The organism is Planctopirus limnophila DSM 3776 (assembly GCF_000092105.1).
Taxonomy (GTDB): Bacteria; Planctomycetota; Planctomycetia; order Planctomycetales; family Planctomycetaceae; genus Planctopirus; species Planctopirus limnophila.
Genome location: NC_014148.1, coordinates 4,914,940 through 4,938,945 on the forward strand (window position 1 = coordinate 4,914,940; position 24,006 = coordinate 4,938,945).

Annotated in this window: 20 protein-coding genes; 4 read left to right on the plus strand and 16 right to left on the minus strand. The window is 53.5% G+C overall.

The genetic code is table 11. The features are described from left to right. Positions 1–257 precede the first annotated feature (257 nt). On the plus strand, positions 258–2,444 hold the full coding sequence (locus PLIM_RS19670) for a diguanylate cyclase (protein ID WP_041402310.1): 2,187 nt from the start codon (positions 258–260) through the stop codon (positions 2,442–2,444). A 43-nt stretch (positions 2,445–2,487) separates the two neighbouring features. Here PLIM_RS19670 and PLIM_RS19675 read toward each other — a convergent pair whose 3' ends face one another. The 8 genes from PLIM_RS19675 to purB all read right to left on the minus strand — a co-directional run bounded on the left by PLIM_RS19675 (position 2,488) and on the right by purB (position 12,000). After that, positions 2,488–2,916, minus strand: a complete 429-nt coding sequence (locus tag PLIM_RS19675; RefSeq protein WP_013112067.1) for a carboxypeptidase regulatory-like domain-containing protein — start codon at positions 2,914–2,916, stop codon at positions 2,488–2,490. A gap of 149 nt (positions 2,917–3,065) precedes the next feature. Then, positions 3,066–4,022, minus strand: coding sequence for a DUF1559 domain-containing protein (locus PLIM_RS19680; RefSeq protein ID WP_013112068.1), 957 nt, complete (start codon positions 4,020–4,022; stop codon positions 3,066–3,068). Between the two features lie 104 nt (positions 4,023–4,126). Then, a complete protein-coding gene (locus tag PLIM_RS19685; RefSeq protein ID WP_013112069.1) occupies positions 4,127–5,854 on the minus strand; it encodes a choice-of-anchor I family protein in 1,728 nt (575 codons plus the stop codon). Between the two features lie 373 nt (positions 5,855–6,227). Beyond that, positions 6,228–7,238: a DUF1559 domain-containing protein gene (locus tag PLIM_RS19690; protein ID WP_013112070.1), complete on the minus strand. Its 1,011-nt coding sequence runs from the start codon at positions 7,236–7,238 to the stop codon at positions 6,228–6,230. A 294-nt stretch (positions 7,239–7,532) separates the two neighbouring features. Continuing rightward, entirely contained in the window at positions 7,533–7,922 is a 390-nt protein-coding gene (locus PLIM_RS19695) for a hypothetical protein (protein ID WP_196349488.1), read from the minus strand. A 233-nt stretch (positions 7,923–8,155) separates the two neighbouring features. Continuing rightward, positions 8,156–9,307, minus strand: coding sequence for a DUF1559 family PulG-like putative transporter (locus PLIM_RS19700; RefSeq protein ID WP_013112072.1), 1,152 nt, complete (start codon positions 9,305–9,307; stop codon positions 8,156–8,158). A 64-nt stretch (positions 9,308–9,371) separates the two neighbouring features. Continuing rightward, positions 9,372–10,478 carry a DUF1559 family PulG-like putative transporter gene (locus tag PLIM_RS19705; protein WP_013112073.1) on the minus strand — a complete coding sequence of 369 codons (1,107 nt, stop codon included), beginning with the start codon at positions 10,476–10,478 and terminating at the stop codon, positions 9,372–9,374. 91 nt (positions 10,479–10,569) lie between these two features. After that, positions 10,570–12,000 (minus strand): adenylosuccinate lyase, encoded by a 1,431-nt coding sequence (purB, locus tag PLIM_RS19710; RefSeq protein ID WP_013112074.1) that lies wholly within the window; start codon positions 11,998–12,000, stop codon positions 10,570–10,572. Between the two features lie 203 nt (positions 12,001–12,203). On the opposite strand from purB, the gene PLIM_RS19715 reads away from it, so the two are divergent. Together PLIM_RS19715 and PLIM_RS19720 are read left to right on the plus strand one after the other, a co-directional pair. After that, entirely contained in the window at positions 12,204–13,244 is a 1,041-nt protein-coding gene (locus tag PLIM_RS19715) for a transaldolase family protein (protein ID WP_013112075.1), read from the plus strand. Between the two features lie 63 nt (positions 13,245–13,307). Beyond that, positions 13,308–13,919, plus strand: coding sequence for a TIGR03067 domain-containing protein (locus PLIM_RS19720; RefSeq protein WP_013112076.1), 612 nt, complete (start codon positions 13,308–13,310; stop codon positions 13,917–13,919). A 1-nt stretch (position 13,920) separates the two neighbouring features. On the opposite strand, the gene PLIM_RS19725 is transcribed toward PLIM_RS19720, so the two are convergent. From PLIM_RS19725 to PLIM_RS19755, 7 genes are all read right to left on the minus strand, one after another. After that, on the minus strand, positions 13,921–14,412 hold the full coding sequence (locus PLIM_RS19725; RefSeq protein WP_013112077.1) for a GAF domain-containing protein: 492 nt from the start codon (positions 14,410–14,412) through the stop codon (positions 13,921–13,923). A gap of 139 nt (positions 14,413–14,551) precedes the next feature. Continuing rightward, on the minus strand, positions 14,552–14,953 hold the full coding sequence (locus tag PLIM_RS19730) for a hypothetical protein (protein ID WP_013112078.1): 402 nt from the start codon (positions 14,951–14,953) through the stop codon (positions 14,552–14,554). Between the two features lie 303 nt (positions 14,954–15,256). Next, a complete protein-coding gene (locus PLIM_RS19735; protein ID WP_013112079.1) occupies positions 15,257–15,754 on the minus strand; it encodes a DUF420 domain-containing protein in 498 nt (165 codons plus the stop codon). Between the two features lie 213 nt (positions 15,755–15,967). Next, on the minus strand, positions 15,968–16,684 hold the full coding sequence (locus tag PLIM_RS19740) for a hypothetical protein (protein ID WP_013112080.1): 717 nt from the start codon (positions 16,682–16,684) through the stop codon (positions 15,968–15,970). Between the two features lie 430 nt (positions 16,685–17,114). After that, entirely contained in the window at positions 17,115–17,933 is an 819-nt protein-coding gene (locus PLIM_RS24625) for a hypothetical protein (RefSeq protein ID WP_013112081.1), read from the minus strand. Between the two features lie 214 nt (positions 17,934–18,147). Further along, positions 18,148–20,466 carry a pilus assembly protein N-terminal domain-containing protein gene (locus PLIM_RS19750; RefSeq protein ID WP_013112082.1) on the minus strand — a complete coding sequence of 773 codons (2,319 nt, stop codon included), beginning with the start codon at positions 20,464–20,466 and terminating at the stop codon, positions 18,148–18,150. A 462-nt stretch (positions 20,467–20,928) separates the two neighbouring features. Further along, the gene (locus PLIM_RS19755; RefSeq protein ID WP_013112083.1) at positions 20,929–21,747 is read right to left on the minus strand and encodes a hypothetical protein; all 819 of its coding nucleotides are present in this window, start codon (positions 21,745–21,747) and stop codon (positions 20,929–20,931) included. A 353-nt stretch (positions 21,748–22,100) separates the two neighbouring features. Here PLIM_RS19755 and PLIM_RS19760 point away from each other — a divergent pair, with 353 nt between their 5' ends. Further along, positions 22,101–22,829, plus strand: a complete 729-nt coding sequence (locus PLIM_RS19760) for a hypothetical protein (RefSeq protein WP_013112084.1) — start codon at positions 22,101–22,103, stop codon at positions 22,827–22,829. Positions 22,830–23,161: 332 nt separating this feature from the next. Here PLIM_RS19760 and PLIM_RS19765 read toward each other — a convergent pair whose 3' ends face one another. Then, a complete protein-coding gene (locus PLIM_RS19765; RefSeq protein ID WP_013112085.1) occupies positions 23,162–23,992 on the minus strand; it encodes a dienelactone hydrolase family protein in 831 nt (276 codons plus the stop codon). Positions 23,993–24,006: the final 14 nt, after the last annotated feature.

Genomic DNA, 24,006 nt, shown 5'->3' on the forward strand with positions numbered 1-24,006 from the left:
AATAATGATCTGCATGCTCTCTGGTACGATTAAAGGTTTCTCACTGCGGCAGCATTTCAGGAGAGAAGTTTGACAATGGCAGGAATGGAACTAGGGTTCCTGCAGTGCTTGAGTTGTTAGCGCGGTGAATTCTGGTGGCAATTGGGAAACCTGAATCTCATCGGACGGACGATCACTGGTTCCATCTGTTGATATTGGTCGAAACGACGTCCAGACCATCAGGTGGCATCGCTTTTTGAGATATTGCGGTACTGTAAATGACGTTAACGTCGGATTCCGCTGTATTGGATCTCGTAACATCCGCTGGAAACGGTGATGTTGTACCGTACACTTCGTATCCACTCGATTCCTCGCGCGTGCTGTTAGGGCTGGTGAATCTTGTCCGTCGGGCTGAACGTGATACGGCTCCCGAACGGGCTGATGCGAATCTTTGTGGCTTAATCAGTCCTCGTGTTTTTCGCAGTCTGCTGAACAGCCTTTTGTTCCGTGACCCGGCCACACTCCGGCATAGCCAGCGTGTGGGTCGACTGGCCACTGGCCTGGCCAAATATCTGGGATGGGAAGACCGCAATCTCAGAGCCATTCAGATTGCCGCATTGTTGCACGATCTCGGCAAGGTTGGTGTGCCGGATAGTATTCTTTTCAAGCCGGCTCGTTTGAACTCTGATGAACTGCGCCTGATGACGAAAAGTTATCTGATTGGCGTTGATCTTTTGGAAATGTGCCGGGTTGATCCACTGATTATTCGCATCATCACCGATTCCCATCATCGCTATTCGCGTGAACCAGGAGCGAATGCCACATTCAGCGATATTCATCAGGGGGCACGTATTCTGGTTGTGGCTGATGCCTATGAATCACTCAGCAATGATCAGGTCTTTCGCCGGGCGAAAGCTCACGATGAAATTCTCAAGCTGCTCAATGAGAATGCGGGGACTCAGTTCGATGGGAACATTGTTTCGGCATTGCAGCGCTGGATTCATACCTATGGGCCGCCGGCGCTTGACGGCACCATGAATGATGATGATTCACTGATTCACTACTATCAGCCTGCCAGCGATGCGGAGCTTGCTGAAGCTGCCAATCTCAGTCATTTATTCAGCTATCTGCAAACTCTCGATGAACTGTATGACGGATTCAGTATCATCGATTGCAGTCGTCGTATGCTGGTCTGGAATCGTGGAGCGGTCAAAACTCATCGTCGGCCAGCAAGGGAAGTGCTCAATACCATCTGGAAGCCGCAGGTTTTTGGATATGCCGACGACCGGGGTGTGCCACTGGCTACATCGCAGTGTCCGTTGGAGGCCATCTTTGCCACGGGCAGCAGCTATGCTGCGACCTTGAATATGACGGATGGAGAAGGAGAGCCAGTGAGTGTCGAACTCCAGGCTTTTCCACTGATTGATAGAAATCAGCGGCTGCAGGCTGTGGCAGAAATCTACCGCCGCACAGAACGTGATGAAACCAGTCACGTTTCACCGGAAGTGCATGCCCTCAAAATGATGGCCAGTCGCGATGCTCTGACGCGAGTCGCGAATCGTGGCGAGCTCGACAGTCAGATCGAACAACTATTGAAGAAGTACAATTCCGAGAGCCAGAACGAGGTTTTCAGCGTCATATTTGTCGATGCCGATCATTTCAAGAGCATTAACGATAAACATGGTCACACCGTGGGTGATCAGGTCCTTGTGGAACTGGCACGACTGCTCCAGCACGAGTCGTATTCAGGCGAGATTATTGGTCGCTATGGCGGTGAAGAGTTTATTGTGCTCTGTCCTGCGACAGATGTGGAACTGGCAGTTCGTAAAAGCGAACGCTTCCGCATGAGTATTCAATCGATGCGGTTTGCCGACTATCCCTCATTGCGAATCACTGCGTCGTTTGGGGTATCCCAGGTCGTCAATGGGGATACGGTCGCTTCGCTAGTCGAGCGGGCTGATAAAGCGCTCTATCAGGCGAAGCAGACGGGTCGGAATCGCACCTGCCATTTAATGACCACAGATTCCCGTCGGTCGGCCCATCGCTTTTCGACCGATGAAGAGGAAGATCCACTGCGATTGATTCAGCGTTTTTACATAGGGGTGGGGCAAAGCGTGGTCCCCAAGATGGCGGGATTTGTCGAAGCTCATCGGGCCAAATTGCTGGTTGTTGAGCCAGGCCGGGTCAAAATGCAGTGTGGGCAGGGGACGATTTTCGGCATGTGGGGTTGGACGAACAGCACTCGTCCCGTGATTCTTGAGATTGTGCTTCCAGAGCTTGTGGAAGAGCAGCGTGGGCATGCGTCGAGGCGTGGCCCGAATTCACCAGAGGCGATCTGCGTCACAATCCAACCCAAAGGGCGGCCGAACTCGCAAGCGATTTTTCAGAATCGTGCCAAACTGTTAATGCAGGATCTGAAAAGCTACCTCGTCCCGTGCGACCGCCAACCGGGTATTGGTGGGTAACTGCTCAATTCTATGGATCAGGGCGATGGCCCTTCGCTCGACTCTAATCTTTTGATGAGAGCTTGAAATCCATTGGCTCACGATCAGCCTTGGAGACTTCCATTTCGAGTGTGGAATGCTTGTTGTACTTCGCAGGAACTTTCTCGACCTGGCCGAGTTTCCGCTCTTCAATCGATGATTCTGGATCGGGCTCAATCAACGTACTGATCGTGACCCGATGCTTTCCGGTGACAGCACCAGCCAGGTCAGCCGTGTAAAGGAGTTTGTACTGTCCCTGGGTATCTGTCGTGGCAAACGAAGCTCTTCCCTCAGCAGGAGTGAAGACGATTTTCGCCTTGGCTAAAGGCTGATCATCCAGATAGACCGTTCCAACAACAGGAACCAGCGTGACCGAAGGACCACCACAGCCTGCCAAAAGGGTGAGAAACGCGTAAAAGCAGCATAAACGCGGGAGCAGATGGAGGATCAACATGAGAGAAATCTTTAGCTATGCGCTTAATAAGAAAAGCGTGTGATCTTTAAAGATTCAGAGCAGGAGCCCAGGACAGGGCTCCTGCTCTGAATTACTCAATCGGGCGTTTTTTACCTTTGCCGGCGATACCTGCCGAATCGTCTTCAGTTTTAGAATTCACCTAACACCTGGCCATCGGCCATTTGGCCCAGGCGCTGGTAAGTGTTGCCATCGGTGTTTTCGCTGAGGAAGCGGACACTTCCATCTGCCATCACAAAATGGACACCACCGGTGTGGAAGCTGGTAGGGGCATTATTGTTGGTCCCTTTGATTAGCCAGTCGGGCAGGTTCTCAGCACGTACGAGATTGGAGTATTTATTACCGGAGTTGGCATTGGTCGCACCAGAAGATCGACCTGCCCAGATCCCTCCGCGGCGAGTTTCGGAATCACCGCCATCGTAAAGTCGTTCGGTGACCATCAAGGTGTTGCTGGTTCCATCAGTAACGTCGCGAATACGAGTCGCACTGTTGTAGGCAAAGATGCCCTTATTGACACCCGAGCGGGTATCAACATAGTTGACCGTGGTGCTCCCCCAGATCGCAGGATACGAGAGCTTGGCATGACCATCGCTGATTCCATCACCCCCCAAGGCCTGAGCACGGACAATGTTCGGGCTGGCTTCTGAAGGGCAGATATAAACTGGCAGGATCGTTCGGGTTAATGCTGTGGGGTTGAGAGGGAAGTTGTTTCCGTTGGGATTGAGAGATGAATAGAGCGGAGCCTGATCAATAAACGGCAGAATAAAAGTACTCCATCCCCAGCCGCCACCCACATTGGAGCGGCTTGGCTCGGCATCACCCAGCTTATACGCCACTCCTGTGGTGACATTCATCGCCAGAGCCCCGGGCGGAAATGCATTGTAGTTATCGTGATAGTTATGGAGTGCCAGCCCAATCTGCTTGAGATTGTTACGGCACTGTGAACGGCGAGCTGCTTCCCGTGCCTGCTGGACGGCAGGTAGCAACAAGGCAATCAAGATCGCGATGATGGCAATGACGACAAGAAGTTCAATCAGAGTAAATCCACGGCGATTCGTCGTCGATAATGGCTTTGCAGCAGAAGGCATTACAAAACTTTCTAGTGAGAAAAACACAGATACAGTAAATAGGTACGGCTTTACAGACTCATTCCCTGTTGTTATTCAACAACAGGATGATATGGGACTGCTGATCAGGGCGTACGCAGCCTGATCTCATAGATTACGGTGGCATTGCTGATTTCGTTGGCAACAACGAGTAGAGGTGTCTTCGTCGGACTGTCTTGAGCAGGGATCACTAACAACCCTTCCGGGCCTAAATCTCCCTCATTGCTCGTTGGAGATACTAAATCCGACGGTGTCGATTCACTTCGCGTACTGAGGAACTGTTCAAAGACGGGTTTTACAGGGTTTGTGACATCATAGACCATCAGCCCCGATTGACGTTCAAGACCAATGATGGCAATCTTCTTTGAACCAATCTCTGTAACGACCACGCTCTCGGGCTCTGGCCCTTTCGCTGCACTTCGGCTGTCGAATTCCCGCTTTTCATGATCACTGTTAAAGTCGTGTGGTCGTTGACTGGCCACAATCGACTCCAACTGATCGCCGGAATCAAATATCTGGTGGAATTGCTCATCCCAGATGGAAAAAGATCTTCCTCCAAAGGCATGCAGTTCGTCGACCAGTCCATTGCCATTCAGATCACCCGTGGCTTTGGAAACTCGTAAACGACCAAGATTCTCTGGTTTTTGAAGCTCATTCGCGTGAGGAAACCTGCGCGGGTCGAGCTGAAGATCGCTGACCATGGCCCTCTCGCTGAAGCCTTCGTAGTCTCGATCTTTTCCATCGTTGGCGGTGACGATAAATCGCTTTCCATGCGAGACAAAATTGGCCAGACCATCGGGTTGATAAAGACCTTTCACTGGCCAGGGCCGGATATTGATCGATTGATCTCGGTCACTGGCATCGAAACCATTTCCCGGTTGGGAATGATCTTTATAGCCCAGACCTCTTACGGAAATTAAAGACTTCTGTTCGAGATCAATGGTGGCAATCGCGTTATTTTCCTGCAGGCTGACCCAGGCCAGCTGACCATCGGCAGAGATCGTGATATATTCGGGCTCCAGATCCTGAGCGACCGTCGCCTTCGGCCCAAAGATCCGTACTCCAGGCCCCATTTTCTCCGGATTGTCGTTGTACCTGCGGAAATCAATCGTCGTGATTTCAGCATTGGCGAGTTGTGCCAGATCATCGGGAATTTCAATCAGACTGATCGTTCCTTCAGGATCAAAATCATAGTTCTCATTCGGGGAACCTTCGTTGGCAACGGCAAGAAGTTTTCCATCATTCGTCAGTGCCACACAGTCCGGCTCATAACCCACCTGGATCTGGTGAACAATCTTGCGATGGACTGGGTCAATCAGGACAACATGACCACGTTGGCGACGATCTTCTGTAGCAACAGACGCAACGACTCGTCCTGCCCTCGCCGAAACGGATGTGGGTATTCCCAGAGCTGAGACGCTGATCTGGTCAACTCGCACTGGCAGGGCCGGTTGCGACAGATCAAGGACATCGATGACCTGATCTTCCACATTGACGACGAAAAGTTGCCTGGTTGTTGGATCAAAAGCCGTGATTTCAGTGGCCGATGTTCCTGACTTTTCACTGTGCCGAAAACGGCCGAGAAACTGAAGTTGAACCTCGCCACGAGGGAGAATCTTCAAAGTTCGTGCTGTCGAAGATTGATTCGGTAAAGCGACGGCGGCGGGCTCAGTGGCGACCGCAGTGTTGACCTGCACTGTCCAAACCAGCAGAGACGCCACAACAATTGCGGCAGCAATCACCTTCCAGGCAGCGACGTGCTGATTGTTCAGTAGGCGGAACTGCCCTCTTACTTTCCCCCAGAACTTCCGCACTGTGCCTGCACTCCCGAAATCCAAAACATCCCCATCTGGCGATATTGCCGAGGGTTGAATTGTTAAGACGCGGAAGATTAGGAGTGGATTGTGAAGAAAATGTTAGCGTCGCGTGAGGAAACGATGATTTGTTAAGATTTTGGAGAGGCTCTTGCAATCTGGGTGACTATATATCCTCGCTTATTATTATCCATTCCATTTAACATCTGATAAAATGAATAGATCCAGCCAGCGAATACTCACCGGATGGATCTTTCTGTCTGTTCGGAAGTCCGTCGATTCTCCCTAAGTGGGATGATGCGACGAGTTCGAGCCAGCGATGAATTGTGTCACGTTCAACCATAGATCATGACTGCATCAGGTGCTGTCAGCATTAAATTTCGCCGAGAACCTCACCACCCGAGCGTGTCCCCAATGCTCGCCAGATCCCCTGGTCGATGTTTTCGGAGACCGCACGGACCGAGCCATCCATTAACAGCGACTGCACAATCCCTTCGTGGTAACTGCGAGAAGTGATGATGCCGTACGTTGGTGCCGTCAGGCTGGTTCCTTCGCGATTGCTGGAGACATCAATGTCATAAGTCACACCCGCTTCAACATGCGGCACCGAAGTATTCGGCCCGAATGTGGTGGTAAAGCCGGTGTGAATGGCTCTGCCACAGACCCATTCGGTATGGCCATTGACTGCAGACCAGGCACCGCCCGCAGTATAGGTTCCTGAAACCTGGCTGGGAGCGGTTGGTTCTGTGGCAACACCGGTGGTGTCGTGGAAACGAGGTGTAAAGGCCTTCACTTCAGCCATGGCCATGGTATTGCTGGTCCCATCCGTGAAGCTGGCGGTCGTGAGTTTTCCATTGGGAGCAAAAGCGGCTCCGCCATTCTGCCCGTTGTTGGGGTCGTAAATGAGATAGCGGCCGATGTTCATGGCGTAACACAGGGGGTAATGCTCGGGAGTGCCACTGCTGTTCAAGCGAGCGCGATCGCCGGGATCACTGGGGCAGATGAGGACTGAGACCTTGGTGGCTGCCGGCCCGAAAGGTGGATAAACACTGGTGTTCACGGCATGGTGATAGCCCAGCGAGAAGTTCATTTTGCTGTAGATTGTGCCTCCATCCAGATACGGGAGTATGAAGGCTTGAGCCGACCAGGGCTGTTGTGAAGTGCTGTTGCGATCAATGCAGCCTGAGGGTGGAAAGACACTGAAGGCATCGTGGTAGTTGTGGAGTGCCAGGCCCAGTTGCTTGAGGTTGTTTTTGCACTGAGTTCTGCGGGCGGCTTCTCGGGCCTGCTGCACAGCCGGCAAGAGGAGTGCAATCAGAATGGCAATAATGGCAATCACGACGAGCAGTTCGATGAGCGTAAATGCCGAGCGAGCATTTCTCATAGGGAGATCTCCAGTCGATGTCGGGCAGGGCAAAGAGGTCAATCGGCGGGCCGAACATGGCTGGCTGGGAAAGTTGGGACGCTGCGGGCGGTTCAACTTTCTGGCTGGCGGCCATTAAGACTGAGATTCAGTCTCAATAGTTAAGCGATTGTAAGCTTGGAGATTCTTTTTGGCAAACCTTGATGTGAAAAAGAGTTTCAGGAGCAAACAATATTTCGCGTAACAGATTTCCGCATAAGAAGTTGCAACGCAGGAGACCAGTATGATCAAAAGGAGGGATCTTGCTCGATGCCGCTAGGAAAGTGGCCGATTGGCCAGATCGAGGATGATCAGAGGAACCGCGCGAATCATGAACAGGGCCACCAGAAGGCCGCAGGCAGTCCAGGAGGTGAAGATCGCGCGGAATATGCCTCGGACCTCCTCCAGCATTGGTGAATAGAGGCCCAGATCAAATTGCAGGCCCCAGTGGTAACGGCGGTTCATCACCCACAAGAAATGCCGCGACACGACATACCAGCTCAGCAATTCCACCACTTCAAGACTGCGAGGAAACGGCAACCCGCTCCGCACATAACAGAGAACCACGATCACCTGGATCAATCCCATGAGCACCGCCGGGAGAAGAGAGAGCCCCAGCCAGCCATCGGGCGAAAAGAGACTCTGGAGTTGGAATGGTTTCATCACGAGCACTTTTTTGCAGGTGGGAGTGGGTTTGAGGGTGTTCATGGACAGCGAGGGGGTATCAAGGTGCGACAGATGAGTTCTGCAAAGGTTGCATATATCGTAGAAGATCGTTCTATGTAACCGGGCCTGAAAGCTGGTGCATTCCGAAGACTTCATGCACCCTACTTATAGAGTGAGGATTCTGTATAGGTCGTGCGATAACGAGTTGATCGACCTGTCGCTTTGACTTCGCTTCAACGGTTTATATTTTCGTCCGGCGAATCGTTATCTTGAATCGTTGACGATGACTTCAGAACTTGAATTCTTCGCGGTGTGCTCTTTACCTCAACAAGCACGATCTCCGGATTCTCGACACCGTTGATGTCGATGGACTCCAGATGCGGGGACCGCAGGATCACGCGTATTTCTTCGGCAGTCACTGTGCCTTTGACGATCACCTGCTTGATACTGGCTTCCAGGCAAAGTTTTTCCAAACTGACTAACCAACCCAGATATGCGGGTTCGTATCGCTTTTCTGGAGGGGAAGTATCACCTGCTGCCGTCGAGACTGTCAAAGTCTGGCCGTCGATGGATAGCCGAGCGCGCTGATCAGGGTTATTCTTACCATACAAACTACTCCAAAGATGCTTTACATATGGCTTACTTAAAGGTGGCGGAATCCCAGGTTCGCGGGCCGTCAATTCTGGTGCCGGCCTGAGTGATTCCGGCCCTTGCATGGCGTGCCAGATTGATTCATCAGCTTCAAGAGTGACCGTTTTGACAGAACCATCACCCATGAGGCCATGCGTGACCTCTCGACCGTGGGAGCTGAAGCCGAATGGAGAAGTGTTTCGAGGTATGCTGACTTCGCGCCAGGCAGTCGTTGAAGCAAAAATATCAAACGGCTCGGAAGCATCGGCTGCGAGAAGCGTGTGAGCCGAAGTGCCAAGATCGTCAAGCGTCACGTGACTATTGCGATGCATGACCCAGGAGTTGGCCGCGACATGAATCAGTGGATAGCCATTGGCGGAGGATGGTGTCTCAAGACTGGGGTCCAGCCACGAAATATTCTCCCGGCAATGACGATCTGTAAACCATTCGACCTGCCGGGGATCATCCCAGGGGATATTCTGATCAAGTCGATAGTAGAATGGAGTACATGCCAGGTAAGGAATCAAGGGGACGGGCCAGCCAAAATAGCCGTGTCCCTCAGCGTTATAGACACCTCCCGGTGGGAATGTGTCAAATACATCATGATAGTTATGAAGTGCCAGACCAATCTGCTTGAGGTTATTCCGCCACTGCGTGCGACGAGCCGCTTCTCGGGATTGGTGAATTGCCGGTAGAATCAACATCACAACAAGCAGTGGAAAAAGGACTCCTGCGGCAATCTTCAGGTATCTCATGATGTTTCCTAAGCGTCATAGTAATTAGCTTCTAACAGAGATCGTCATGAAGAGGATGAGTCGCTCATTCGGAGGAGTCGGGCGTCTCAATAATTTGGATTCGGTGTGACTCTTGTTCGAGCAGTGGACGAATCACGGGTGCATTTCGAATTGCACGAATATCCACGGTCTTCAGGTTCTTGCAGGACAATAGAACCTTCACCTCTTCGGGTGATGGATAGCGATACAACTTTGCCGATTGCACATCCCCTTTTGCACATAATGCGGCCAATTCAATCAGCCAGGATTGGAAGACTTCCTCTCGCCGTTCACTCAGTAAGCACGGATCAACGGACTCAGTATTGAGAATCAAGTGTTGACCATCAGCGGTCAGTGTTGCTTTCTGACTGTCCTTGTGAAACATGTCAGTCCAGATGCGGCGGTCAAAGTGAGTTGGAGCTGGGGGGATGCCTGGGATACGGTCAATAAGTTTATCAACTGGTCTGAGTGACTCTGGCCCTTGCATCTGTTTCCAGATCGATGCGTCGACGTTCACATCGACAGACCGGACGGTCGCATCGGCCATGAGACAATGAGCCATCGGACGGCCATGTGAGCTGAAACCTGATGGAGAACTGTTGATAGGAATGCTGGCGTCTCTCCAGGCCGTTGTGGAACCATAAATATCAAATGGTTCCGAAGCATCGGCTGCCAGAAGTGTCGAGGCGAGGTCTCCCACATCTTGTAAGGTCACATGACTATTGCGATGCATGACCCAGGAGTTGGCCGCGACATGAATGAGCGGAAACGTATTTTTCTCCGTGAGGGTGAGGCCAGGGTCTTGCCACCAACGTCCTTCCCGGCAATGGGCCATTGTAAACCATTCGATTTGCCGGGGATCATCCCAGGGGATTCGATCATCAACCCAAGACGAAAAGGGAGTCTGCGTTTGAAATTGCGCCAGACGGCTAGGCCATCCCTGATAACCTTGCCCTGCTTCACTAAAGATTCCACCAGGTGGCAGGCAATTGTAAACATCATGGTAGTTATGGAGTGCCAGGCCAATCTCTTTCAGCCGGTACATCCAGTCTGATCGCCGGGCCTGTTCTCGCCCATTGAGAACTGCGGCACTTAAGAGTGTCAGCACAACGACCGTGAGAACGAGCCCAACAGCAATTTTCAGGATGTTCATGATGTCATCTCACGTTCGGGCTGCAGACCACGAAACCAGCAGTTTCAATAGATGCCGGGTGTTCATGGTCGGATTGCAGCTACGATTGAGACTACACCTTGAGTTCTTCTGCCGCCAGACCGAGTGTGCTTTGATAGCGCTGGCGGATGAGGGTGATGATCTCGGAAACAAATTGCTCGACCTGTTCCGGTGCACGACCTACAAATCGCCGGGCATCGAGTGCAGCACCCAGATCGACCTTGGCAAAGGCGGCATCACCCTTGAGTCGCTCGATGAGGTCGTTGGGTAAGCCGTGCTCTTTGACCTGTCGAGCGGCTTCATGACTGTGAATGCGGACGCGCTCGTGGAGATCCTGCCGGTCGCCACCGGCACGCACACCTTCCATCAGAATCTCTTCGGTCGCCATGAATGGCAACTCGGCAGCGAGTCTTTGGGTAATCACCTTCGGGTAAACCACCAGCCCATCCACCACGTTCCGATAAAGAATCAGGATGGCATCGGTCGCGAGAAATGCCTGTGGAATGGAGAGCCGCCGGACGGCACTGTCGTCGAGAGTTCGTTCCATCCACTGCGTAGCGACTGTCTGGCCGATGGAAGCCGTGACGCTGGAGACAAACCGCGACAGGCTGCACATTCGCTCAGACCGCATGGGGTTGCGCTTGTAGGCCATGGCCGATGAACCGATCTGCTGCTTCTCGAACGGCTCTTCGATCTCTTTGTTGCTTTGCAGAATGCGCAGATCGGTCCCTGTCTTGTGGGCACTCTGGGCAATGCCATCGAGAACATCGAGAATCTGCACATCGAGCTTGCGGGTATAGGTCTGGCCAGTCACGGCGCAGCGCTGGGCAAAGCCCATCTTTTCGGCCACCCGGCGATCGAGTTCTTCCACCTTGGCGTGATCGCCGTTGAACAACGTGAGGAATGTCGCCTGAGTCCCGGTGGTGCCTTTCGCACCGCGGAACCTCAGGTTTTCGATGCGATGTTCCAGATCTTCCAGATCGAGCACCAGATCGTAACACCAGAGTGTGGCTCTCTTTCCCACCGTTGTCGGCTGGGCAGGCTGCAAATGGGTGTACCCCAAGCAGGGGAGGTCTTTGTATTCGACAGCAAACTTCGACAGCCGGTCGATGGTGGCGACGAGTTTATCGCGCAGCAGTTCCATCCCTTGCCGCATGAGAATGAGGTCGGCGTTGTCGGTGACATAGCAACTGGTGGCCCCCAGGTGAATGATGGGCCGGGCTGAGGGACATTGATCACCCCAGGCGTGGACGTGAGCCATGACATCGTGCCGCAGTTCCTTCTCGTAGCGGGCGGCGGCAGCGAAATCGATATCTTCGAGGCGAGACTTGAGTTCATCGATCTGACTTTGCGAAACCGGCAGACCCAGTTCGTGTTCGGCTTCCGCCAGCGCCACCCACAGTTTGCGCCAGGTGGCGTGCCGCACCTGCGGCGACCAGAGGGCACTCATGGCTTTGGAGGCGTAGCGGGAAACGAGTGGGTTGTCGTAATGTTCGTGAGACACGGAAAACTCCGGTTGAAAGGCCTGTTGCGGGCTACGGGAACCCGAACAAACCGAATGTCAGAAACCATGAAGTCAGGAAAATTCTTGCCCGAATATGGCACGGGCGTCTGCATGCGTTACGATGGAACTACTTTAACAGGTCGGCGAGACGTTGCCGACTCATCCCGTCGTCTTACGCTCTCATTCGGAAACAGGCCCTGCTCATGCCGACACCTCTTGAAACCCTCGTTGCCTGCGGCACCAAAGTCTGGCTCGACAGTATCGATCCCGCACTGGTCGTAGAAAACCGCAAATTTGGAGCCACGGGTGCCACATCGAATCCAATTATCATTGCTGACCTGCTGAAGACGGGTCGCTTTGATGATCAGATTCGCGCGTTGGTGGCCGAAGGGCATTCCGATGAAGCGATTGCCTGGGCGATGACCGATCGTCTTGTCCGCCAGGCACAGGAAGTTTTTGCCAGCGTTTACACAGAATCTGCGGGCAATAACGGCTACGTGAGCTTTGAACTCGATCCTCTCCTGGAAGATACCGCGAACACGTTGAGTGTGGCTGAAAAGGCCAAGAAGTATGTCGAGCTGGGTCAGCATTGGGCGGCAGGGCATTCCAACCGCATGATCAAGGTCCCCGCGACACCGGGTGGATTAGCTGCTCTCGAAGAGCTGGCCGCTTCCGGGATTACGCTGAATGTGACGCTGATCTTCTCGGAACGGCAGTATGAAGCGGCTCGGGAAGCGGTTTGGAAGGGTGCCCAGCGGCACGGCAAGCTTGAACGCTTCAAATCGGTTTACAGCATCTTCGTCAGTCGGATTGATGTCTATACCAAGAAGCACGTTCCCACATTGATCCCTGCGGCTCAGGGTCAGGTCGGCATTGTGAATGCCCAAAGGCTCTGGGCAGAGAATCAGAAGTTCTGGGCCGACAAGAAGCTCCCACTTCAGCAGGAAATCATCTTCGCCAGCACAGGCACAAAAGACCCGGCAGAAGCTCCTGATCGTTATGTGAGTGCACTGGCTGGTTCCGATATCCAGACCAACCCACCTGCGACGAACGCGGCTGTCCAGAGCCTGACAGGTAAGGTTTACACCCGCAAAGTCGATCAATTGCCACCAGCCGACGTTCTGGCCGATATCGATGCAAAAGTCGATTTCGCCAAGATGGAACAAGTGCTGATGGAAGAAGGTCTGGCCAAGTTCGCCGATCCATTCAAGTCACTTCTTCAGGTGATCGCTTCCAAGCGCTAGTGCCGAAGTGTCTCTCGGCATGAGGTTTGGTAGCGATTTGCCAGACTGATGCAGGAGAAGAATATGCAACGAACAACATTTCTTATGAGACACAAACTGGTCGCGCTTCGGCCCGGTTTGTGTCTCAGTCTATTCACTGGGTTGGCGATTTGCTGTTTTAACCCGGCATTTGCTGAACCACCCGTTGCTGGAACCAGTGGCCAAGTGGCTCAGCAGCCACAGGATGGCGAGGTTCCCGCGGATGCCGAGCGGATTTTGGGTGAGTGGGTGCCGGTGGAGTTTATCTTTCTGGGCCTGCCGGTCCCGATGGAGAATATTGCCGGGCTAAAGGTGGTGTTTGAAAAGGAAGAGCTGAAGCTCTATCCCCCCGCACCTGTTCGCAAGCTGAAAGAAGGGGAGCTGCCACCACCCGCCCCGACTCCCATCAAATTCCGTTACCAGCTCTTAACAGATCGTGAGCCGCACCAGATCGAACTGACGGCGGAAGAAGGCCCGCAACAGGGACAAACAACAGGTTCGATTTACCAGTTTGATGAAAAAGGCCGCCTCGTCATTTGTGGTCATCTTGACCCTGCTGCCCCTCGGCCGGATGTCTTTGAATCGACCGATACGTCGCGCACGATTCTTTTCAAGTTCGAGCAGCATGTGAAGCCTGCTTCAACTCCAGAGAAATGAATCATTGCCGAGTTTCGACAAGTATATCGATCAGTGATTGCAAGCCGGTCGCATCGAGTTGATTGAAGCGCTCGAATTGTGGGCTGTCGATGTCGAGGACTCCGAGGAGCTTCTGGCCAGAACAGATTGGCAGAACAATCTCGGAGTTCGAGGCGGAATCGCAGGCGATGTGCCCCGGGAATTGGTGAACATTGGGGACGATCTGCACAGCGAGGGTTTGTGCTGCAGTGCCGCAGACACCCTTACCGACGGGAATGCGGACACAGGCCGGGCGACCCTGGAATGGCCCGAGCACCAGTTCATTTCCCTGCAGAAAGTAAAAGCCCGCCCAGTTGATTTGGGGCAGGTTGTGATAAAGCAGGGCGGCACAGTTGGCGGTGTTGGCAATCCAGTCGGGTTCATCTTGGGTGATGGCGCGCAAATGCTGCTGCAACAGAGCGTAAAGCTCGGTGGGGCCTAAAGAGTGCGAATCGGTGAGGGACGTTTCGTGCATTCGTTGTGATTATCTACGGATGATCGGTCGTGAATTGGAACAGTGTCCCCTTGAAGACATGCTCGCTCAGAGCCGCGAGGCATGGCACAGAGCCCTCGGGGAGCATGGCACATCAGGTTTTGTTGTGTGCTGGTCAACTTTACTTGACGGTGACGACGTACTTTTCGACTGTCGGTTTCAGAGTGCGATCAAAGGTTTGTTTGGATACGAGAATGGTGAGTTCGCCGGGATCGGTGGCTTCGATTTCGAATTCCATCATGAGAGCACCAATCATGGGATGTCCGTCCCGATAGGTGCTGAGTCTGGTTTGTCGATGGAGCTTTCCTCTGCCGGAGATTGAAGTTTGGATAATTCCGCCGGAAGGTGTGGAGCCTGTCACCCGGAGAATACTCCCCTTTTCGACCGTCAGGCTTTGCGGGCCATCGAGGACTACCACGTTGACCCAGTCGTCAGGCTTATCGGCCTGGGCGATTTCCACAGCGAATCCAGCCGAGAGGACGCAGACCAGCGTCAGTAGAGTGCCCCATATGAGACGATTCATCGCGAAGGCTTTCCGATTTCGAGGGATTGTTCTGGTGTTGAAATGTGTCTTACGGATACCAGTATTCGACTGCGATCCTTGGTATGGGTGGCTGGGGTTGAGTCTTCGAACCCCCAGCGCTAACCAGCAAAAACTGGGGGTTCGCGAAGACGCTCAACCCCAGCCACCCGCCGCGCAGTTGATTATTGGAATCTGTTTCACGTCTCCGTGAGCATACGGATTAGAGGTGGGAACTCCAGGCTTTCGTTCCAGGAAAATCATATTCCTGACGGCTGCGATGAGCTCAAGGGATGGGTAAGAGAATTACAGAGTGGGGAGTACAAAGGTGGCGGCGTAGAAGATGACTCCGGTGACCGATGTGAGGACAAGATCAATCATCGAGAGCCAGCCGAGCCTTTTGTGTGTGGTGCTGTAGGCTGAAGGTTGGGCTGGTTTGGCATAGTTGCGCAGGGCACCAATGAGCGTGACAGCCCAGAGGATGGGTGTCGAGATGGCAAAGACGAGATGGATGCGGAGCAGCCAGGTGGAGCGTGCAATGACTTCGGTGCTGAGTGGTGGCTCGTGGCGATCGACGATGTTGCGCCAGCCACCTTGAACCCATTGCAGATCGACTTCGAATAGAGTCACTGCCACAAGCAGAATCAGGGCGAGGAGCATCTGCAACTTACGGTGATTCTCGAAGCGGCGAGCTTTGACCTCCACCAGACTCCAGATCATCAATGGGACGACAATGACGAGCGCCACCACGACAAAGTCGAGCATGAAGGATGTCTGATAGCCGAGAAAACCGCGAGTGAGCATTCAACCTCCGGAATGTGGGGCTATGCAGTGTGAGCTAAGAGTGCAGGTCAGTGGTCGTTTCCACATCAATCTTTGTTCAAGAACAACATTCTGTCGCGGAAATTGGCGATCTGGGCAAGCGGGAAAAACCCCATTCCATACGTTTCAAATAGACGTGAAGGAGTTTAATGACGCCCTGAGAATGTTAGTGCGAACGCCTGGAACCACCAGTTCTCACAACTTGGGATTCGTTGGAGGCGATGGAGGCCCTTCCTGGCGGACGGTCACCTGCAGGGCACTGAGCATTTTGGTGATGCGTGCTTCTTTGCCATCAATGAACGGGACGTTGTCGAGCACGAAGGCGCGCGGCTCAGAACTGGGGTGGATAATCAATCGGCCACTCCGCATGAGCAAGTATTCGAAGATGTCGTCGATCTCTTTGCTGATGCGCAGATTGGGAGCGGAGTAGCGTTCGAGGTTACTGAGAAAGCCATGATGATGCAGCAGTTCATTCGAGCGAATTTCCCAGTAATCCATGCGGACTGTGAAGAACACACAGAGATAGATGATTCCCAGGACCCCGGCGAAGAGGAAATAGAATGTGGAATTGGCATGTGGTTTGAGTGAATTAAAAAAGCTGGAAACAGCCGGGAGCAGATCCGGGAATTGTCTCATGAGCAGGATGAACCCAAAGACAAAGGCCACAATACAGAAAAAGAGTGTCAGCGATGTCGTGCGCGGGAAGTCGAATGCCAGCACGACGAGGTTGACTCCCAGAATGGCCATGAATGAGAGTGCGAGCGTCGATTGAGTCGGGTTGGCTGCATCTTCCAAAAACAGGGCAATAAACCCGCAGATGATCGACGCAATAAAGGTGGGGTAGAGCAAAACGATCTTCGGATAGGACATCAGATAGATTGGTTTTGTAGGGTCGAAGTCGCCGTTAGACACGGGAGATCCTTTCCGCAGTGTATTTGCAGACATGCAGTTTCGTGTTTATCAGTCTGGCAGTTTTGAGCTGAAAGGTGGCCCACACAATGCGAACTGGCCGGCCGGCTTTCAGTTGAACTTCGTCCTGTGTGCAATGCACTTCTGGACGAGAATCTTTCCTGAAGAACGCGAATAGGGCCTGTGTGGATGACAGTCTTTCTGAGGAGGACTTTAGCCGCCCGCGACCGTCGATTCAATTGCGGATCTGGCTTCGGGTTCCCACGATGAATTCCAGCCGGTAGTTCGCTGGGCTCTGGTGGTTTCCGGGGAGGCTGGGGCCAATGAGAGTTGATTTGACAAAACGCATCATGCAAAAAAATCGTCCAGTGGCTCGCGAGGGCACCACTGGACGATCTGTTATTAAGATGAGGTCAGGTTGATCGCAGCAGGATTAGAAGCCGAATCCACCGCCAAATCCACCGAATCCACCACCGCCGAATCCGCCGCCACCAAATCCTCCACCACCAAACCCACCACCGTTACCAAACTGGTCGTTGCCAAAGTTCTGATAAACGTTCTGGTAGAATTCGGGAGCGGCTTCCAGCGAATGCTTGCCAGGGCCGTAAGAAGTGGCAACAAAAGTGCGGTTATATGCGTCTGGGTTGCCCAGATCGGTCAGAATTTGAGCCACGAGCTGCCGGCGATGGTTATCGAGTTCTGGATCAGCGTTGTGCATCGTCCGTTCCACAAGAACCGGGAAGGGTGCACTGCGCATTCTCGATGCGATTTCGAGGATTTTGTCTTTGCCGTCGGGTGTCAGTTCGGCACTTTCTCCCACAAAGTCACTGTAGTACAGAATGAAATCTGCTGCTTCGGCATTGGTTTCCATCTGGTGGAAGTGGGCTCGATGCACGGTTCCTAAGGCGTATTGCTCTGGTGTCGTGTTTCGATTGGCTGAATGACCCCACCAGGACGAGGCACCCGAGCAGAAGCTGCCACATTTCGTCCCGCAGCTATTGCACGAGTTGCAGTCATTACACGATTTTTTCCAGCCCCATTTGTTCCCGCCACAGGGCTGAACACCACAGGTTGGATCGTAGGGCGAATTGTTGCAGCCACCTGTTGGGCAGGCACCCGTTTCGCAAGAACCCGTCTGGCAGCCCGCCGGGCCACAATCAGTTGATTTATGGCCAAACGAGATGCAGCCTGCAGCAATCAGCGGCAATGCGACGAGGCAGCGACTCAGATAAATGTGGAAGGAGCGGAGCATCCCTTCTCCCCTAACGAGACTGGCGCAGGGACAGTCTTTCGGATATTTCTGGCAGATTGTTCAGCAATCAATCGTCGCAGGTGCGATCAATGCCCAACTGCCTTCTTCGTCAACCTTGACTTGATGGCTGTCTGTTCTCGGAGGCAGAACAGACCCGGTATGTACTAGTAAGTAGCCGGACGATGTGTCTGGCACCTCAAGCTCTTCTGTACGACTATCGACGACCTGCACCACTTCCTGCGGAACTTGCTGACGGAGCGGAATAACCGCCACGACCATAAGGATTTCCGGGTTGCCCGGCAGTTTCTGCCTGTTGCATCCCTGTCTGCTGGATTTGTGATGAGGGTTGATTCCCGGGATAGCGGCTGCCAGGAGTGTAGCCTGACCGGTTTCCTTGAGAACCATTATTGTTTGAAGAGATTGGTGTCGGCATCAGTGGCGTGCTGGGCCGGGGTTGAGCCGGGCCGGGTGTTGGTGGATAAGCGTGCTGTGGGACAGAGTAGCCACCTGGAGCCGGCTGGATTCCCTGATTTGGCCCACCTTGATTCATTCCTCCCGGCTGTGGTCCGACAGGCTGTGGCCCATAGGAGGGGCTGGCTGGCCCGGGATTGAAGTGCTGATAACCCACATTTGTCCCATTACTGCCAGAACCATAAGGTGGTACCTGATAATGTCCCGTATCAGGAGTGCCTTCGATGCGGTTGTACCAGAAGAACTCGTGATCGCCTGGATAAGTGACTTCGAAGCCCGGAACAGGAGGCACTTCTTCGGGATCCATGGGTCGCACAATGTCGGGAGTAATCAGAATGAGCAGTTCGTTTTCGTCCTGAGTTTTCTCTTTGCGACTGAAGAGAGCTGGTCCAATCTTTGGGATATCTCCCAGGAAGGGAATCTTCGAGATGTTGGTCTTCATCAGGTGAGAATACAGACCAGCCAGCGCGAGAGTCTGACCTTCGCGCATTTCGACAGTGGTATCAATGCGGCGGGCGTTGGTACCGGGAATCCCTTGGACCGAGTTCGCCTGGTTCAGATCACTGTATTCCGCGATGGTCGACAAGCGGATGAGATCGCGATCCAGAACTGTGGGTGTGACGAGCACTGATGTCCCGAAACCACGGAAAGTCGTGGACTGACCTTGTGCACCGGCAATACCGATAATCGTGGGAACAGCAAATTCACCACCAGCCAGAAAACGGGCCTGGCGACCACTGAGAACAGTTAAACGTGGTTCCACCAGTATCTTGCCGATGCCGTTCGTCTTGAGCCAATCGAGCAGAATCGAGACGTCGCCGTTATCGAAGATACCACCCAGCGTCGCGGCCCCGCCCGTTAGTGACGATTCAATTAACTGGCTGCCATTAAAGAGTACGGAGATATCGGCCCCGGCTTTAAACATTTCTGAACGGTTCAGTTCGGCGATACGAACTGTGAGGCTCACCTGGAACTCACCTGGAACTCGCAGCTCATTGATAATGAAACCAGCTGCGAGGTCGGAGGCTCCACCGAAACTGTTACCAATTCCACCGATGGCACCGTTATCGATCGTGCTGGATCCACCACCGAGATCACCGCCAAGACCGCCCAGGAAAGGTTGTGGGCCGCCCAGTGAACCTTCCTGATTGATGACTTCACCGCGCACGATACTCAGAATGTGAGCGGCTTCTTCCGCATCGCGGGCTTGTCCGCGGACGACAATCTTGTATGACATGGGGATGAGGTAAACCTTGCTGTTGGGGAACAAGGTCTGCAGTTTCTTTTCGAGCTTGCCATAATCGAGACGGCGCTGGAAATCGAGAGCTGGATCGCGAATGACTTTCACGAGATAAATGAGTGGTTCGGCGGCACCTTCAAACCAGAGGGTAAGAGTTGTCGTTCCTCGAGAAACACCAATAATGGAAATTTCTCGGGGGCCGTATTGCACGACATCGATCACGTTCGGGTCGGCAATGGCCGCACGAATGACGTTGGCACGAGTGACGATCAACTGGCTGCGGCGATGAATCACTTCGAGGTCTTCTTCGGAAGACGGCATCGATTCAATCAGCCGGTGGAGTTGCCGGGCCGTATCCGACTGGTTGGAGTCCTGTACTGTGCGAACTGGCACGGCCCGCTGTGGCAACGGTAATGCATTGACAGCAGGGACGGGTTGATACTGGACAGGTTGGATGTTGCCACGCGGAATCTGGATTTCACCATTCCGACTGGCAGGCACCTGATACTGCGTATTAACGACGGGATATCCATACCCGGCGGGTGACTGCGGATGGGACGGAGTTTGCCCTGGTTGTCTCTGGTCCTGATAGCCCTGAGCTTCAGGGGCATACCCGGCTGGTGCCATCTGCTGCTGAGAATAGGAAGCAGAATGCCCGCCATAATTTTGAGCGAGGCAGGTGCTCGTCCCTACAAGACAAAGCAGCAATGCCTGAATTCCTTGCCGGAGCGAATCGTGCCATGTGAGGCGCAAGAGACCGCTGTCGGTTTTATGACCATCGCGATACAGCTCTGCCCGCGTCGGCTTGTAAACGGTCAACATCCGTGTTGCTCCTGCTCGCTTCGAAAGCATCCTTGCCTTGAAGCAGACATTCACCTTACCTCGGCAAGAAAAGCTCTTACATTTTCCGCAGTTGAGAATCTGGTCAGAAATGACCAGAAGGAACTCAGCCTGCTGAAGGAAAATGTATTCGCCTTGTGTCGGGTTTGCCTGAGATATCGTTAGTCAATGTGAGTGCAGACTCTGGGGAGACGCTCTCACCGTATCATCATGTATCGGCGGTAGAATTCTGATGCCATCAAGCGAAGTGAGTCATGTTCCTCAGTTGCTTTTGTCGTAACGGAAAGAGGCGACATAATTGAAAAAGTTCCCGCAAGCCCCCTGTATTGCCCAGGGGCCATGAGTTTCACCTCCCACAAGCAATAACTGCCTGTGGGAGGTGATTTAGAACTTTGCAGGTCGATGATTCAGGATGCTGAGGCATCTTCTGCCGGAGTCATCTGCTTACCACGCGTAATTTGTATCCCGGTTGTAGACTGCTCGACCGGGGTAGTACCAGGGAGCCCGGTAGGAGTAGTAAGGGAACCGATAGTGACCATGCACCTGATTGCGATGAAACCCGGGGCCGAAGTGGTCAACGTAGGGATCGCCGGAAATTGTAGATCGCTCGTTTCCATCGTAATAGTAGGGTGAGCCGATTCTGGCGTCGTAACCACCTGGCTGGAAATACTTGGCCCCCGAGGCATAGCCTGACTGATAAGTGGGGCCAGGCAACGCCGGGCTGGGCAGTCTGCCTTGAACCTGACCGTTAGGTGCAAGACCATACGGTGTCGCATAGGGCGATAGATTGACGTTTGCCCCGTAGCCAGCCATGGTTCCCTGGCCTGTCAGGTAGGGCTGGCTGCCCATTACCGAGGGATCAACGGGCTGGGGACCGTAGGTATAAGGAGCAATTCCAGTGGGCGTGGGTTGAGCCACAGCCGGACCATTCATCGTGGAGTCATAGGCGGCTGGTGGATTGATCGACACTCCTGCGCCCGATTGAGGATAGTAATAAGGTGTCGTTCCAGCGGCTCCACCCGAGAAGCCGAAACCATAGTTGGACCAGGAAGCTCCAGGAGCATCCTGAGCCTCCACGGTTGTGAGGTTGCCCAGGAGCGTTGCTCCCAGTACGACACCCAGCTTCATGGTGGTTTTCCACAACTGGGCTGCCAGCGAAAACTCTTGAGGCGCTTTGGCTTGTGAGGAATCAGCAGGCAATGCGATCCCCCGGGCCTGGCAAAACATCGTGATCGGGGCAAGCTTCCAGGGAGTCTGCGGCATGTTAAACCTCAATGACCGTGACGAAAAAGACGGCCTGCGGACGAACCGTCGAAGGATCTCTGATTTCTGACGAGGCAACTATGAATCACAACTGCCACATCTGCCGACGATACCTCACAAGTTGTGATATTTTCCTGCAGTTCAGATGTCCTCTGCTCCTCATGGAAAGATCACGAAAGAAAGTGCGCATTGGCAAATTTTGCCGACAAACACTCCCACAGCGAATCTAACTGCAGAATGAGTGAGAATTGGTGAAGGATCACTGATTGCTGGCTGGCTGCGGTTTCTGACCAGGATGGATCTGGTTGGCCGACAGGTTGAAACAACCTTTCACACAGGCAGGAAGCATTGTTATGTCGGGCATTATTGTTCAAGTCGCCCTGGCGGCGGTCATGCAGGTTGGTCAACCAGCTCCTCAGGAAACTCCGGGGATTCCTGTCATACCACAGGCTTATCAGCAGTATGGCTTTGGAGGCCAGGCCGAAACGCGCCATCCTTACGACACTCAACAGAACTGGGTGCATGGCTACTTTCAGGAAATTCCTGCCTATCGCGGTCACGCACTGTTTCGACCTTACAACTATAAGCATGTGTTGTCCCAGTCGCAGACAGCTGGTGGCTGGGGAATGAATCCGAATCTGGCTTACTCTCAGCAGTTCTGGCATCGTTACCAGGATCAGGCCACCATGCTGAAGATGTCCCAGACGGGACCACAGGGTCTACCCAATACAGGGCCGTTCCCGGGATATGTGGTCTCGCCCATGCCACCTGTGGATGGTTCGCTGTATCCTGTCTCGTATGCACCGGAGTATTCGCCACAGGGTGGGTATGCCCCGGCAGCTCCCTATCAATATCAGTCTGCTCCGGCAGTGCAGATGGCACCGGCACCTGCTGGTTATCCAGTCATGGGCTCTCAACCACCTGCTGGTGCCCCGGTGACTTATTATGAACTTCAGGAGCATCTGGGTTCGCCAGTTGTGCCTGCCGGGAGCTATGCCCCTGCTCCGTCGAATCCAGCCAACAGCGGGCTTATTCCAGCCAACAGTGGGCCGATGCTTCCTTTACCACCGCCCGGCCGCTGATGCCTTCTGTTGAATAACGCAGTCGATTGCAAGCCATCTGGTGAACGTGAGCCGGGTGGCTTTTTTGTTTATTGAGGTCGACTGGTATGGTGTTCGCTGGTGGCCGGAGATCAAGAGCATACTGCGATGAAATCGCTGGTGAATGGCTCGATCAATACGTTCGGACTCGCCCTCATCCCGGCCTTCTCCCGTCGGAACGGGAGAAGAGGTAAAAACCCCTCGCCCGCGTCTGCGTGGGAGAGAGGGTCGCCGCAGGGTGGGTCGTGAGTTTCTTCCTCTGGCCGACGTGAGCATTCTCAAAGTTTGACAGAAGTCGAAAGTGCTTATCAAAGCTACTTGAGAGGCGCCAGAATGCCGTCCAGTCGTTTCCAGGCATCCATACGGGCCTGCTTATTGGCATCGGTGGCATCGGGGGCTTCACCAGCTCGCATGAATCCATGACCTGCCCCTTTGTAAAGCACGGGCTCGTAGATTTTACCAGCTTCCTTCATACTGGCTGTCGAACCGGCAATCGTCGCATTCACCCGGGCATCATTCTCGCCATAGAACCCATACACAGGTCCCTGGATACGGGCCAGATCTTTAACTTCCGTCGGCCCTGTCCCATAGAATGGGCAGAACGCTTCAATTCCCTCGACGTTGGTCGCGAGACGAAATGTCTGTCCACCACCCCAGCAGAAGCCGATCACCACCACTTTGCCATTCGCAGCGGGTAAAGCTTTGGCATACTCGATTACCCCTTTCAGATCGGCTGTGATCTGATCGGGCGGTAGGGCCGAAATCGCCTTGCGAACACCATCGCCTCCACCTAGTGAAGCCGTCCCCTTACCATCCGGTCCACTGCCTGAAAGCAGATCGGGAGCGATGGCAATCACACCGCGTTCGGCCAGTTGATCGGTCACACCCCGCACCCAATCCGAAAGCCCGAAGATCTCATGGATGACAATCACCACCGGGGCTTTCTTGCTCACTTCCGGAAAGGCAATAAACGAATTCACCTTTCGTGAGCCCGCCGGAATTTCCACATATTCCAGATGCCGGGGAGAATCTTCCAATCGCTTGAGTGCCCATTCCTGAGCCTGTGTCGTCTCGCTTGTGCTCAACCAGCCACAAGCCAGCAGCAGTGCAGCCGATAACCGAACGAGTGTCTGAGACATCGTCATCCTCATATCCTTCC